15 protein-coding genes are annotated in these 15138 nt (G+C 46.5%); 6 read left to right on the top strand and 9 right to left on the bottom strand.

Annotated elements, in window-relative coordinates; genetic code table 11:
• The 3 genes from VIP81_RS13630 to VIP81_RS13620 form a co-directional block, all read right to left on the bottom strand.
• Nucleotides 1-2966: efflux RND transporter permease subunit (locus VIP81_RS13630; RefSeq protein ID WP_331961407.1), on the bottom strand; the 2966-nt coding region annotated here is incomplete at its 3' end.
• 124 nt (nt 2967-3090) lie between these two features.
• Entirely contained in the window at nt 3091-4509 is a 1419-nt protein-coding gene (locus VIP81_RS13625; protein ID WP_331961404.1) for a TolC family protein, read from the bottom strand.
• A 114-nt stretch (nt 4510-4623) separates the two neighbouring features.
• The gene (locus VIP81_RS13620) at nt 4624-5487 is read right to left on the bottom strand and encodes a helix-turn-helix domain-containing protein (RefSeq protein WP_331961401.1); all 864 of its coding nucleotides are present in this window, start codon (nt 5485-5487) and stop codon (nt 4624-4626) included.
• 153 nt (nt 5488-5640) lie between these two features.
• Between VIP81_RS13620 and ispG the strand changes: the two genes are divergently transcribed.
• From ispG to VIP81_RS13590, 6 genes are all read left to right on the top strand, one after another.
• On the top strand, nt 5641-7599 hold the full coding sequence (ispG, locus tag VIP81_RS13615; protein ID WP_331961398.1) for a (E)-4-hydroxy-3-methylbut-2-enyl-diphosphate synthase: 1959 nt from the start codon (nt 5641-5643) through the stop codon (nt 7597-7599).
• 80 nt (nt 7600-7679) lie between these two features.
• A complete protein-coding gene (locus VIP81_RS13610; protein ID WP_331961395.1) occupies nt 7680-8018 on the top strand; it encodes a hypothetical protein in 339 nt (112 codons plus the stop codon).
• Nucleotides 8019-8408: 390 nt separating this feature from the next.
• On the top strand, nt 8409-9410 hold the full coding sequence (locus VIP81_RS13605) for a c-type cytochrome (RefSeq protein WP_331961392.1): 1002 nt from the start codon (nt 8409-8411) through the stop codon (nt 9408-9410).
• A 21-nt stretch (nt 9411-9431) separates the two neighbouring features.
• Nucleotides 9432-9851: a DsrE family protein gene (locus tag VIP81_RS13600; protein WP_331961390.1), complete on the top strand. Its 420-nt coding sequence runs from the start codon at nt 9432-9434 to the stop codon at nt 9849-9851.
• A gap of 11 nt (nt 9852-9862) precedes the next feature.
• On the top strand, nt 9863-10780 hold the full coding sequence (locus VIP81_RS13595; RefSeq protein ID WP_331961387.1) for a substrate-binding domain-containing protein: 918 nt from the start codon (nt 9863-9865) through the stop codon (nt 10778-10780).
• A 22-nt stretch (nt 10781-10802) separates the two neighbouring features.
• On the top strand, nt 10803-11696 hold the full coding sequence (locus tag VIP81_RS13590) for a LysR substrate-binding domain-containing protein (protein ID WP_331961384.1): 894 nt from the start codon (nt 10803-10805) through the stop codon (nt 11694-11696).
• A 16-nt stretch (nt 11697-11712) separates the two neighbouring features.
• Here the strand turns inward: VIP81_RS13590 and VIP81_RS13585 are convergent, their stop codons facing one another.
• The 6 genes from VIP81_RS13585 to VIP81_RS13560 form a co-directional block, all read right to left on the bottom strand.
• Nucleotides 11713-12219: a GNAT family N-acetyltransferase gene (locus VIP81_RS13585; protein WP_331961381.1), complete on the bottom strand. Its 507-nt coding sequence runs from the start codon at nt 12217-12219 to the stop codon at nt 11713-11715.
• A gap of 35 nt (nt 12220-12254) precedes the next feature.
• Nucleotides 12255-13001, bottom strand: coding sequence for a metal-dependent hydrolase (locus VIP81_RS13580; RefSeq protein ID WP_331961378.1), 747 nt, complete (start codon nt 12999-13001; stop codon nt 12255-12257).
• Nucleotides 13002-13168: 167 nt separating this feature from the next.
• On the bottom strand, nt 13169-13660 hold the full coding sequence (locus tag VIP81_RS13575) for a hypothetical protein (protein ID WP_331961375.1): 492 nt from the start codon (nt 13658-13660) through the stop codon (nt 13169-13171).
• 128 nt (nt 13661-13788) lie between these two features.
• The gene (locus VIP81_RS13570; RefSeq protein ID WP_331961372.1) at nt 13789-14280 is read right to left on the bottom strand and encodes a hypothetical protein; all 492 of its coding nucleotides are present in this window, start codon (nt 14278-14280) and stop codon (nt 13789-13791) included.
• Between the two features lie 117 nt (nt 14281-14397).
• Nucleotides 14398-14778, bottom strand: coding sequence for a hypothetical protein (locus VIP81_RS13565; protein ID WP_331961369.1), 381 nt, complete (start codon nt 14776-14778; stop codon nt 14398-14400).
• A gap of 80 nt (nt 14779-14858) precedes the next feature.
• A partial coding sequence (locus VIP81_RS13560) for an RNA polymerase sigma factor (protein WP_331961366.1) occupies nt 14859-15138 on the bottom strand: 280 nt, incomplete at its 5' end.

The following is a 15138-nucleotide window of genomic DNA, read 5'->3' as shown; positions in this document are numbered from 1 at the left end:
TCCAGTGCCGATCTCCGGGCATCATGATTTTCCAGCCGCAATTTTTCCGCATTCGTAATGAGCAAAATAGCATTGGCTACCGACACCCCCACCGACATGATAATACCCATGTACGATTGCAGGTTAAGCGTAGACCCGGTTATCAATAACATAATCAGCGAACCCGCTAATACGGCCGGAATGGTAGAAATCACCACCAGCGCCACTTTGAACGACTGGAAGTTAGCCGCCAGCAACAGCAGGATCACCACGATCGCTACCGCCAGACCGGATTGTAAACTATCCAGTGTTTCTCCCAACAGGTTCATCAAACCGCGATTTTCTACGGTGATACCGCGTGGGGGCTCGCCGGCACGTTTAATAGCCGCCGCTACGTCTGCAGAAGCTGTGCCCAGGTCTTTCTTATAAATATTAGCGCCGATAGACACAATTCTTACCGCGCCAATACGATCATACTCTCCTACAATTGTGTCTGGTGTTAAGGTGGCCACATCTCCCAACGAAGGGCGTGATTTATCTTTGCTCACCGGAATGGCGGCCATATCGTTGATGCTGCTCATTTCATTTTCGGGTACAGATATCTGTACAAAATAAGAAGTGGCATTTCGCTCATCCAGCCAATTGTTCTTTTCTGTAAAGCGACTGGAAGACGTAGATGCAGTGAGCGACTTGGCGATATCTGTTACGCTTACACCCAGCTGTCCCGCTCTTTCCCGGTCGATGTTAATACGGATAGCCGGATAGTCCATGGGCTGATTGATTTGTACATCCCGCAGGTAGGGGATCTTCTTCATTTCGGCCATTACCTTCTTTGCAAACGGTACGCTTTCTTTCAGGTTTTTACCCATCACCGCAATTTCAATAGGGGTTGCGGCTCCCTGGCTCATCACCTTATCAGTGAGGTCAATCGGCTCAAAGCTCATCTTCACTTCCGGCATTTGTTCATGGATACGCTTACGCAGTTTCTCCTTGAACTCGTCCATATTCACTTTGTAATCTTCTTTCAGATTTACCTGTAGTACGGCCTCATTCGGTGTAGCCATGAACAGGTAAATAGGGTTGGTAGAATAGGACGACGGATGTGTGCCGATAAAGGAGGAAGTGATGTCGATGTTTTTAGCACCGACCATCTCCTTCAGAATCTCCGTTGATTTAATTAGCATGGTTTCCGTCCGTTCCAGGCGGGTACCAGTTGGCTCTTTCAGGCGCAACTGGAACTGCCCGTTATTCAGTTTAGGTAATATATCACGGCCTATAATACTCATACATAAGGCTACTATTCCCAGAATACCCAGGAAGTACGCGCCTATGACCAGTTTCCGTCTTTTAAGTAATGTTTCCAGCCATCCGATAAAGCGGAGCTTAAACCGGTCGAAGCCGGAGATAGTTTTCGCATGTTGCTTTTCATCCGCTATTTCTGTTTCTATATATCCGGCTGTTTTATGCGCATTATTGCTGTGTACATGTGGACGACTATGATGCTGGAATTTTTCTTCCTTCAACATCCAGTTCGCCAGAATGGGTACCAGTGTTTGTGACAGCAGGTAAGATGCAATCATGGAAAATCCGATGGCCAGCGACAGGGGCATGAACATCGCGCGGGGTACACCGGCCATTGTAAAGGATGGTGCAAATACCGCGAGGATACACAGCAGGATCAGTAATTTCGGGAATGCAATTTCCTGACAGGCATGCCATACCGCCTGGGCTTTGGGCTTGCCCATTTCCAGGTGCTGGTGAATATTTTCAATCGTAACGGTCGACTCATCTACCAGGATACCAATGGCCAGTGCCAGTCCACTCAGCGTCATGATGTTGATGGTTTGCCCAAAGAGTTTCAGCAGCATCACACCGATGATGATAGACACCGGAATAGTGATGATAACGATGTAAGCACTCCGGCGATCACCCAGGAACAACAGCACCATCAGGGCGGTCAGCACAGCGCCGATCACCCCTTCACTCACGAGACTTTTCACCGCATTGATCACATATACACTCTGGTCAAATACAAAAGATACTTTCACATCTTCCGGTAATAACTTCTGGATCTTAGGCAAGGCTTCTTTCAAATTATTAACTACCGTCCAGGTAGACGCATCTGCTGTTTTAATGATAGGCAGATAAACGGAACGTTTACCATTGATCACGGCGTAGCTGCTGGTCACATCTGCTGCATCTTCTACTTTAGCGACATCTCTTACAAACACGGTAGGTCCATCTCCCATGACCAATGGAATATTTTCAAATTCCTTTACTGTGCGTATCACCGTGTTAGCGGGGGTGAGATAAGTGATGTCACCAATACGTACGTTACCTGCCGGAGAAATCTGGTTATTATCTTTGATGGCAGCTACTACCTGATCTGCCGTGAGATGGTGACTGCGCATTTGTTCCGGATCTACGTGGATCACGATGGTGCGGGAGTTACCACCAAAAGGTGCAGGTGAAGTAAGACCGGCAATACGGCTAAAAGACGGGCGTACTATGGTCATAGCCAGATCCTGCAGTTCGTTATTGGAACGGGTAGGACTACTCAGCGCCAGCTGCCCGATGGGCAAGGTGCTGGCATCGAAACGAATAATAAAAGGCGGCTGTGTACCGGACGGCATGGAAGAAAATGCACGATTGGCCATGGCGGTTACTTCTGCCGCGGCTTGCGCCATGTTGGTCCCTTCATAAAAAGAGATCTTAATCATGGTGAGGCCCTGAATATTTTTAGCTTCAATATCCTTTACACCTGTTACATACAGGAAGAGGTTTTGATAGTTGGTAGCAATAAAACCTTCCATCTGTTGCGGCGACATACCGCCGTAAGGCTGTGATACGTAAATAGCCGGCAGATTGAGGTCAGGGAAGATATCTATCTTAATATCCCGCGTAGATTTAATACCAAAAAACAAAAGGCCCATCACAACTACGATGATGGCTATTGGTTTTTGTAATGCGGTTCTAATCAGGTTCATATAAGTTCGTTCAAAAATTGAATGTTTCTATGGAGCTTTTAGCAGTTAGCTTTTAGCTTTTAGATTAGAGCGGATAACTTATGAGCTAGTCGCTCTAATCTAAAAGCTAATAGCTAACAGCTAACTATTGCAGCTGGCTTAAAAACAGCTGTAAATCTCCTACGGTAGCGGATTTATAGAGTATCGCCTGCCATACGCCGTTGTAGGCAATATCTCTGTCTGTTTCCGCACGGTTAATATTATACAGTGCCTGGGCCAGGTCGGCGATATTGGATAATCCGTTTTCATACAGGGTACTCTTCTGCAGAAATGCGTCGCTGGCTGCTTTCAGACCAATAGGCGCTTCCCGGTATTTCTTCACGGCATTATCTATTTGTTGTTCCGACAGCTGCAGCTGATGTTGCAGGCGGCTGTAGGTTTGATTATATTCATTTTTCAATCCCTCTGTGGTATAGTGTTGACGGGCTACCTGCGAGTGGGTGCGCCACAGATCTGTTACTGTCCAGGAAAGATTGAGCCCTACGAGATAGTTGGACACCTGCGGTTTTACGCCTGACCAGTATCCCTGGCTATAGTGACTCAGGTTCGCGGCGCTGTAGTCGTAGTCAAAACCGGAACCACGCGTTTGCATCACGCCCATAAAGGAAAGGCGGGGCATAGCGTTTTTGCTGATCAGTTGTTGATTGGCTTCACTCAGCGTAACACGGGAGCTGAATAATTTCAGCAGTGGCTGTTCTTTCAGCGACATGGAATCCTGTGCAGACACAGTTTCCAGCAGTTGATTCGGTATTTTGGTAACGAAGGTAGTGTCCAGGGTAAAGTCTTGTGCTGGTACATCCATCATTTCCGACAGTTTATTGCTCTGTGCATTTTCATAATTCACGGCATCCACCAGTGTAAGCTTGGCTTTGGATACTTCTGCGTTGGCAATGGAGCTATCTACTCCGGCAGTGAGGCCGTTCAATGCGCGCGATACGATAATATGCTGCAGGTCCTGTGCACGTTTCAGATTGGATTCCATAGAACCTCTTAAACGTTGTGCTGCCAGCAGATTGAGATAGGCGCCGGCAATGCGTACCTGTTGTTCAAATGTTTCCTGATCCAGGTCGGCGCGGTTGGTATTCAGCTGTTCTTTAGCAGCCAATACTTTGGCATGTTGCCGGCCAAATGTGACCACATCCCAGCTGATATTAGCCAGGTATAATCCGCCAAAGGCGGCATTCCAGTTTTGTGAAGGCATGGCCGGTCCGGATGCGCCGGTGGTCCATCCTTTGTATCCCCACATAGGACCGTTTTCTCCATTCACAGTACCGTAGCTATTTTGAGCGGAAAGATTCAGATCAGGTAGGTATTCTCTCTTTACTGCACTGATATTTTCTGTAGCTGCTTTAGCATAATTTTCCTTTGCCTTGATGGACTGATAATTTTTCAGTCCGGTTTGTAGTGCTTCCTGCAAGGTGAGCGGGCGGGTTTGACCCATCACAGCCGCTGCACTGCAACCTGCTGTGATGACCAGCAGGCAAAGCGGTTTCCAGATGTTCATATTTTAATCTATAGCGTCTAAAAAAAGCCGTTGATAAGAAGGCTGGCTAATAAGCATGCAAAGATAAACCGGGGTATTCGGCGGGTGTTAGGACAATTCAGCTATTGACTTGGACTATTTGAACATCATGTCGCGGAAATCCTGGGGAGAAATGCCCGTATTATTTTTAAAAAAGCGGCTAAAGTAGGCAGGGTCTTCGAATCCAAGCTCATAGCATATCTCCTTGACACTTTTGTGACTAAATGCGAGATTGCGTTTTGACTCGAGCACAATCCGGTCGTGCAGTAGCTCGGTTACGGTGCGACCGGTGGTATCTTTTGTGATTTCGTTGAGTCTTTTGGGGGTAAGGGCAAAGGCGGAAGCATAAAAAGCTACCTGATGTTCGCAGTGGTAGTGCTGCTCCAGCAGGCGCCGGAGCTGTACTACCCGGGCATCGTGGGTAACAGGCATCATGGTTTCTGTGGCATTGCGTTTCTTTTCCCTTTCTGCCAGCAACAGGAAGGCGTTCAGGTAATGTTTCACAATGCCCTGGCTGCAGTTGGGCGCAAAGTTTTTTTCCCTGCTCATCAGTTCTATCAATCCCTGCAAAGATGCGGTGGTATTGTCGCTGATCCTGATGGGGCCGTATCCGTGCCAGTTATCGAAAAGCGTCGTAAAGTCGTAGAGTGTTTCCTTATCGTGTTTGTTAGTGAAGTAAAATTGTTCTGTAAAATACAGGAAGTAACCCTCCCGCTCACAGTCCAACTGGTGTACCTGTCCGGGTCTTAACAGAAAAATCATATTATCTTCCACATCATACCACACGAAATCCACCATGTGCCTGCCTTTTCCCTTGGTAAACCAGATTATTTGAAAGTGATCATGGCGGTGAGGCTGGTCGGTCAGTTCATTGCGGAACATGCCCAATGGTGCAATATTAAACTGCCCTTTGAATGGCAGTTGCTGGTATGGTATATCTATGCTCTTATTCACTAACATAAGGAGGCCCAAATTTACGGCTTTATCCCCTATTTATGTCGCCCTGCACCTGCCGTTCGTGGAATTTAATGTAGCTTTAAGGTGACCCTTATTTTTGATTTTTACTAAGCAGGTTTAGTTAACTTTGCTTCCGCAGGAAAACAAAACAAACGTATGCAACTTTATTGCGACTCTCTGACAGAATACAAGCGATTGGCCACACTGGAAGTAAAGGTGGGAGATCTTCTTATCGGAAATTTTAACCCGATCCGCATCCAGACAATGACGACTACCGATACCATGGACACCGCCGCTACGGTGGCGCAAACGATCCGTTGTATTGAAGCAGGTGCAGAACTGGTGCGTATTACCGCTCCCAGTAAAAAGGAAGCGGATAACCTGCTGGTAATCAAAAATGAATTGCACAAACGCGGCTATAACGTGCCGCTGGTAGCAGATATCCATTTTACCCCCAATGCAGCAGAAATAGCCGCCCGCATCGTAGAAAAAGTACGTGTGAACCCGGGGAATTATGTAGATAAGAAGAAATTTGAACAGATAGATTATAGCGACAGTGAATACCTGGAAGAAATAGACCGCATCCGCGAACGTTTTTCTCCACTGGTGAAGATCTGTAAGGAATACGGTACTGCCATGCGCATAGGTACCAACCATGGCTCGCTGAGCGACCGCATTATGAGCCGTTACGGCGATACTCCCATGGGCATGGTGGAAAGTGCCATGGAATTTTTGCGTATTGCAGAACACCTGGATTACCGCAATATTGTACTGAGCATGAAAGCCAGTAACCCACAGGTGATGGTACAGGCTTACCGCTTGCTGGTGCAAACCATGCAGCAGGAACTGGGCCACTGCTATCCACTGCACCTGGGCGTAACGGAAGCCGGCGATGGCGAAGATGGCCGTATTAAATCGGCGATCGGTATCGGCACTTTGCTGGAAGATGGTGTGGGTGATACGATTCGCGTATCGCTGACAGAAGATCCCGAATTTGAGCTACCGGTATGTAAGGATATTGTGAAGAGATATACTAACAGAAACGACTATACGACTATTCCACCGGTAACCACCGTTCCCTACTCTCCTTTCACTTACCAGCGCCGGGAAACTACTTCCGTGGAAAATATCGGAGAGAAGCACGTACCCGTGGTAGTAGCAGATTATAGCAAAAAAGAACATTTACAAGCGGCAGACCTGGCCCCAATCGGCTACCAGTACGATGAACCAAGCGATAAATGGAATATCGGTGATGCCGCGGCAGATTATATCTACACTGGTAAACAACTGCCTTCTTTTGGATTGCCCGGCACTTTGCGGGTAGTGATAGATGCTGAATACTGGCAAAGTCTTACCAATAAGCAGGAACTGGTGCCTTATTTTGATGCCCGTCATTATGTAACCGCCTGCCAGCAGCAGGAAATCGGGCATATCAACTTCGTACAGTTTGATGGTAATCATCTGGATACGGAAGATCATGAACAGCTGCTGTTGCAACTGGCCAATGCCACCGTTGCTGCCAGCACGGTACTCGTAGCTACTGCCACCGGCAGCAATGCCATGGCTGCTATCAGGCGCCTGTTCATCACCTTACTCGATAAAAATATCCACGTTCCTGTAATCATCCATAGTATCAGTCATCAGCCTTCGGCAGATGAACACCTGATCCACCATGCCACAGAAGCCGGAGCCTTGTTCTTAGATGGTTTTGGAGATGGTGTATGGTTAAGTAATGCAGATGATCAACCTGCACTGCTCACCCTGAACAACGTAGCATTTGGTATTTTGCAGGCCACCCGTACCCGTATTTCCAAAACAGAATATATTTCCTGTCCTTCCTGCGGCCGTACCCTGTTTGATTTACAGGAAACTACCGCCAGGATTCGTGCAGTGACCCATCACCTGAAAGGCGTGAAAATTGCCATCATGGGCTGTATCGTCAATGGTCCCGGCGAAATGGCCGATGCCGACTTTGGCTACGTAGGCAGCGGCGTAGGTAAAATTACCCTTTACCGTGGCAAAGAAATCGTGAAACGCGGCCTGAATAGCGATGTAGCTGTTAATGAACTGATTAATCTGATCCGCGAAAACGGCATGTGGGTAGAGAAAAACTAATTATTAAATATTGCTTAAAATGGCTGGTAGCGGATACAGCAATGAAGAAAAAGGCTTAAATTTTCGTAAAACATATTGATATGAAAAAGCTCCTTACCGGATTGTTGGCCATGTTTATGGGTTTAACCGTAACAATGGCGCAAACACCTGCCACCGCAAAAAAAGAAGTAAAATCCACTAAAGCCAAAACAGAGCAGACAGCAGTAAAAACTGAAAAGAAAGCCGCAGCAGCACCGGCAGCAGCAGCAACACCTGCTACGACCGCCGCTAAAACAAAGAAAGACGGTACGCCAGATAAACGCTATAAAGAAAACAAAACAACCGCCACTCCAGCTACCGCAGGACCCGCAAAAAAAGATGGTACTCCTGACATGCGCTACAAATCAAATAACAAAAACGCAGGAAAGAAGAAAGCATAAGCTCCTCCTCTGAACTGAAGCGACATAATTTATTTTCCGGAGGATGTATCGTATGATACATCCTCTTTTAATTAAACCAGCTATCGCCCTACCGGTGCGCCCCCGGAGAACAACATGCAGCCGGCGGAATAACTGATAACTAGCTAACTGCCGTATTTACCTAAAACGATTAACACCAAAACACCTCCTATGTACACGATACTTATACACCTATTTTACCACTGATAACACCCCCGTTTCGATTCAAAAACATTTTCTCTATTTTGAGCGCTTAGCTATTTAATCACTTGTTGTCAATAACTTATGGTTATTACTGATAGTTATTAGTTATTTGACTTCGTTTTGGTGCCACGCTACTTTTGTATCGTAATCCACCAACCTGTAATTTTAATGGAAACCAACAAAATTCAACGTTATAAGCGAATCCTCACCGGATCATTCGCTTGCCTGTTAATGTTAGTGATGCTGCTTGGTATTGAAACCGTTTTGCTTTGCACGCGACATCTGACTCACCCGGATATTCCAAAGGCGCCTGCTGCGCTGGCAGCGGCAACACCTTTATGGCGCCCGCCTGCGGTGACCACTATTCCCACGGGGGAAAAAGGCGCTGCTATCCTTTACGGGCAGGCACTGGTGAGTGAAACCGCCAGGTACCTGGGGCCTAAAGGCAGTGTACGGCCCATGACCAATGGTATGAACTGCCAGAACTGTCATTTGCAGGCAGGCACCAAACCATTTGGTAATAACTATAGTTTTACCGCCGCTTCCTACCCTAAATTCAGGGCCAGGTCCAACAGCACGGAAACACTCCATAAACGCATCAGCGACTGTTTTGAACGCAGTTTAAACGGCGTTGCACCAGACAGCAACAGCAAAGAAATGGTGGCCTTAAAAGCCTATATTGAATGGCTGGGCAGCGAAGTGATGCCACATGCAAAACCAGATGGCAGCGGTATTCAAAAAATCGCTTTCCTATCGCGGCCGGCAGATCCTAAAAAAGGTGCACAGGTATACCAGCAGCAATGCCAAACCTGCCATGGCGCCGACGGAGCAGGTGTGAAAACACCGGATGAAATCACATATACCTTTCCGCCGCTATGGGGGCCAAACAGCTACAACGATGGCGCAGGACTGTTCCGTCTTTCCAGCTTTGCCGGCTACGTGAAATACAATATGCCTTTTGGTGTAGATTACAACAATACCCGTCTTACCGATGAAGAGGCGTGGGATGTGGCGGCATTCATTAATTCACAACCCAGACCGCATAAAGATCAATCGGCCGACTGGCAGAATATAAAACAGAAACCGATCGACTTCCCTTTCGGACCCTATGCCGACGCGTATTCCGAGCAACAGCACAAATACGGACCATTTAAACCCATGCAACATTAATCGTTAAACAATAGAAGAACCATGAAGAAAGTAATGCTCCTCCTCTGTCTCTTTAGCCTGTTGGGTACCCAATATGCCATGAGTCAGCGCAAGACAAAGTACAAGGCTATTTACCAGCTCAATAGCGACGACGATAAAGTGATTCGTAACACCCTGCGCAACATTAAAAATGCACTGGAAGATCCGCGTTTGCAAAACAAAGTGACGATTGAATTAGTGGCACATGGCGCAGGCGTTACCGCCTACAAAAAAGACCAACCCTATGAAGCCCTGCTACAGGAATTACAGGCCAAAGGCGTACTGCTGGTAGAATGTGAAAATACCATGCGGGAAAGAAAGATCGCCAAAGAAGAATTGTTTCCCTTCATCAGTTACACTCCCAGCGGTAACGGTGAATTGATCATCAAACAAGCAGAAGGCTGGTCTTACGTACACCCATAAACGAAAACGACATGAAATATTTTATAGCAACGCTAATGGTGACTTTACTATTGGCAGGGGCGCTGCATGCCCAGGATCATCGTTTCGATCCGCCCTGGAACACGCCGCCGGCAGCAGGTGTAGCCTTTACCGTACCCGGCATCGATAACGTTCCTGATTTATACGGCGACATTGTCGATCCGCAGCTGGTCATCTTCTTCGCAGGCAACCAGTTTATGGTCATCGATTCCCTGATCACTGATTTTAAGAAGACATATCCACAGTATCAGCGAGTATTTGCAGAAACATTGCCGCCAGGTATCCTGGCACAGCAGATCCTCAGTGGATCATTGGTAATGGGTAATCTCCGTATTGCCATCAAACCGGATATTTATACCGCGGGCAAAAGCCGCATAGATCAGTTGCAGGATAGCTTCTCCCTGATAAAAAATTATGCAGGCAATACCCTGGCCATTATGGTGCCCAAAGGCAATCCTAAAAAAGTGACCGGTCTCGCCGACCTGGCCCGTAAAGATGTAAGGGTAAGCATGCCCAACCCCGCCTGGGAAGGCATCGGAAAGCGGATAGAAGAAGCTTATGTAAAAGCGGGTGGTACTGCGTTGCAACAATCCATCATGAAAGATAAGGTAGCAAAAGGCAGCACCTATCTCACAAAAATTCATCACCGGGAAACACCTTTGCGCATTTTATACAAACAGGCAGATGCCAGCCCCGTATGGTTTACGGAAGCTTACTATCAGCAAATGATTGATCATCCTGTGGAGCTGGTAACCATACCGGAAAAAGACAACATCCGCGCTTCCTATTGGGCCGGTATCCTGAAAAGCGCCCCACATCCGGAAGCTGCAAAGGATTTCATGAACTTTCTCCTTGGGGCACAGGGACAGGCTATTTATAAACACTTTGGCTTTACGCCGCCTGAGTTGTAAGGTTATTTTGTATTTTTATTGCATGTTCGATTTCAGACTCAGGGTATTTCATACCGTCGCCAAACGCCTTAGCTTCACCAAAGCTGCAGAGGAGTTATACATTTCACAACCTGCTGTAACCAAGCATATACATGAACTGGAGCAGCAATTGGGGATGGCTATGTTTGAAAGAATAGGCAACAAAATAAAATTAACCCGTGCCGGCTTACTGGTGATGCATCATGCAGAAATTATTTTCACCGATTACCGCAACCTGGAATACGATGTAAATCAGCTGAAACATATGCAGGGTGGGCTGTTGCCGATAGGCGCCAGTACTACCATTGCACAATACCTGATACCGCCTTTACTGGCTAAATTCAACCAGCGTTACCCGGATGTAAAAACATCCCTGACAAATGGTAACACAGAGCAAATAGAACAAGCTCTGTTCGAAAAAACCATACAGCTGGGCATTATTGAAGGCAGTTCCAAAAATCCATTGCTGAAATATGTGGAGTTTGCAAAAGATGAAATTGTGCTGGTTGGCAATGTAAAACACCAGTATGGTACCGGAGAACCGCTGACTGCGGCCGATCTGAAAACCATTCCGCTGTTAATGCGGGAACATGGTTCAGGTACGCTGGAAGTAATTACGGAAGAATTGAAACGCCTGAAATTAAAGATTACAGACCTGAATGTGGCCATGTACATGGGTAGCACAGAAAGTATCAAATCATACCTGCACCATTCGCCCTGCGCTGCCTTCGTATCCTTGCATGCAGTGCAGCGCGAACTGGAGCTGGGAGAGTTCACAATTTTACCGGTGAAAAATTTCAAGTTGGTAAGAAAGCTGCATTTCACGTATCTGCAGGGCCTGCAGGACAAACTTTGCCAGCTCTTTATCCGTTTTGCGAAGCAAAACATGACGGAATAACGGTTACGTATCTACGCTATTTATTCAGCAAGTGCCAATGCAGCATTTCTCCGGAAGATGCTAATTCCTGCATACCCAGGTGCTGCAATACGCTCATGGAGGCAGTGTTGGTAACATCACATTCAGCGATCAGCTTTTTTACATGTGGTTGCTGGAAGGCCCATGCTACCAGCGCGGATACAGCCTCCTTCATATATCCCCGCCGCCGGTAAGCAGGCAGCATGGAATAGCCAATTTCTATCACCCCATTTTTATCCGGACGGCCTTTAAACCCCGCATCTCCTATCACCACCTTTTCGGCTTTGGCCACAATGATCCACAACATCCAGGGAAATGATTTGGGGTCATGTTGTAACAACTCAATAAAGTGGGGCAATTGTTCTTTCAGGTCCTGCTGTGGCCACTCTTCCGGTATGGTGGCCTGCAATGCCTCCCGGGCATGAGGATGCCGCAGATATATTTCCGTGAGCAGGGGCAAACGGCATGGATAGATGAATAGACGTGCGGTACTAAGGGGCAACATGAATTGGGATTTACGTATTCTTCTACATTTTGTCGCTATCGGTATCGTGATTTTATGATATTGGTATCTAATGTTTCTCCTGGTTTTAACACATGAATTTCCAACCGTTCTACGTCTTCTGTCAGAGCTGCCAGCTTTTCCGGCGTACCGCTGAGTGTAGGCATACTTCCATAGTGACAAGGAATTACATGCTTCACTTTCAGCAGGCGGATGGCGAAAGCTGCCTCCAAAGGGCCCATGGTGAAACGGTCGCCAATAGGGAGGATAGCAATATCCGGTTCATAAATTTCGCCTATTAATTCCATGTCGGAAAACACGCCGGTATCGCCGGAATAATAAACAGATACATCATCGCTCATCCATACAATGAAACCGTTGCTGGCATGTGGATACCCGATTTTTCCATCCGGCAGGTTGATATGTGCAAAATGAAAAGCATTGGTCATCGTTACTTTCATATCCAGGATATTCACCGTACCGCCTGCATTCATCTGTTCAAATACATGCTCCGGCACGCCCTGTTCCTGCAAATAAAAACGCACGATGGGGTTGGCAATTACCTTCGGTGATTTTGTACGGATGATGTCTACCATTTTGCTATCCAGGTGATCACGATGCCCATGGGTAATTAAGATCAGATCTATTTTTTCCGGAATTTTAAGATCGGCAGGCATCGCAGGGTTATTGGTGTACCAGGGATCTATTAAAATAACGTGGCCTTCAGGGGTGGTGATCTGGAAACTGGCATGCGCCAGGAACTGAATTTGGGAATGCGTGCTCATAATTCTGGTGCTTAATTATTGCATACTAAATATACTATTTTTTAGCTGTTAGCTGTTAGCCATTAGCTGTTAGAAAAAAATGCAGCGGAGCAACCAGGCAAATTGCTGTACCTGATTGCTCCGCTGCATTTCTAAAAACTAACAGCTAATGGCTAATAGCTATTTTATTATTTGCGCTGCAATGTGTAGATAATCGCTGCGTTTTTGTTTTCGAAGTTTACATTGGCTCTCCAGGTCATAGTGCTACCGGCACCGGTTACTTCTACTCTGTAGCCTTCTGTTACATTTTTAGCTTTATCGCCACTGTACAGCTTTTTGAAGCCGAACATGGTAACGCCGCCTGATTTTGTTAATGTCCAGGCAATGTTTTGTGTAACGGCACTGCAACCACCATCTGTAGAAGACAGGGTGTAAGAACCACCAGCCCAGTTATCAGGAAGTATCCATTGGCTACCAATAAAGCATTTGGCGTTCGCTTCATCGAATACGGTTACTTTGGCGTTATCGGGGATACCTTCATATTTAATATCGGTTAAAACCCAGTTACCTTTTACTGCGCTTTTATTAATGTCTTGCGTAACACCTTGTTTTGGGGAGCAGGAAGATGCAAAAACGGCCACTATAGCCATCAGTAATGCTGCAAATGAAAATTTTTTCATGGGAAATTAGTTTGTGTGTTTAAATGCCATCGTATTCAACACGCAGTTATCAAATAAGGTTTTATAACAGCACGAATACGGCGGCAAGTTCAGCATTTACAAGAAACGTACCAAATGAAAGTAATCCCTTAACGGGCGGACGGTGCAGGAGTGTTTACCAGTGGGGTTTTGAGCTTTATGAGCACCTCTTCAAGCTGCGCTGCGCGATGATAGAAGTGCCAGGTGCTGGCGGCGAGCGCCATGGTCAGCACAGCGAGGGCAATAAAAGCACAACGCCACCAGATGCTCACAAAAATGCGGCGATTCCAAAAAGGTTGAAGGTGTATATAGGTAGGTCCGGGATTCGTATGTTCATGGCTGTTATAGTTGCCCCAGCTTCGGTTCGTGGAGCCGTTATCCGTTCTGACGCGTCGTATTACAGCATTTCTCAGTTCACATGGAGGCTCTACACCATCTTCCAGCAACTTGTCCTCGAACCGGAGCTCTGCTGCTGTTATTTCCAGTTCCAGTAATGGATAAATCTGGCGCAGGCGAAGTAATTCCTCCTCCTGGTCAGGAGAAGTGAGGCCGAGCAGGTAACGCTCAATAATGCCACTTTCTATATAATCATTAATATTCAAACTATCAGATTAGAAAATATAAGCAATAAATGCAATGTTAATAGATACGTTAAACCCGGATATGACGGATTCTTAAATTGACAAAATATTTTAAATAACGATTTTCCTGCCAGAAAATTACACGATTACATTTTGTGTTTGTTCCTGCCTGATTTGGTGCCGGAGATTATCACCATGTTGTTCCTGCGACATACGGTATTTGAGATAATAGAAGATCGCCAGAAAAAGAAATACTTTGGACATGATGAAGAAGATAATGAAGAATATCTTCCACCAGCGATGAACGGTAATATGATTCCCGTCTTTTGGTTGAATGTTAATAAAAGTATAGTTGGAGGAAGGATCTGCATAGGCGCTTCCCGATTCCCAGCGGACCTTTTGCAGTACGCGGTCGCGCACTTCTGCAGGCGGCATAGCAGGCTCATCAAATGCAGCTCTTTCCAGGCGGCGCTCCACGAATTCCACTTCTGTATCCAGTTCCGGATAAAGTCTCCTCATATGCTGCAGCTCTTCTACTTCTGTATCAGAAGCAAGGCCTAGCACGTAGGACTCGATAATACCGCTTTCTATGTAAAATTTTAGTTCCAACTGTCTTTTAAGAATTGTCTGAAAGATTTCATCGCATCTCCCAGGATGTCATTTACTTGCGCTTCCGGCAATGCCAGCAAGCGCGCTATCGTTGTGATGGATAATCCCTTAAAATAACTAAGCCGGAACACTTGTTGTTGATCGGCTGGCAGCACTAGATAAAAACGCTGCAATACTCCTTGTTCCTGTTTCATCAGCTCTGATCCGGTTAGTGCAGTTTCCGGTAGTGCTTCTTTGATGGCCAGTTCCCTTGTTTTGCGCATTAGCCAG

Origin of the sequence: Chitinophaga sp. (assembly GCF_036566945.1) — a bacterium.
Taxonomy (GTDB): domain Bacteria; phylum Bacteroidota; class Bacteroidia; order Chitinophagales; family Chitinophagaceae; genus Chitinophaga.
This window is presented reverse-complemented; position numbering and strand designations above follow the sequence as displayed.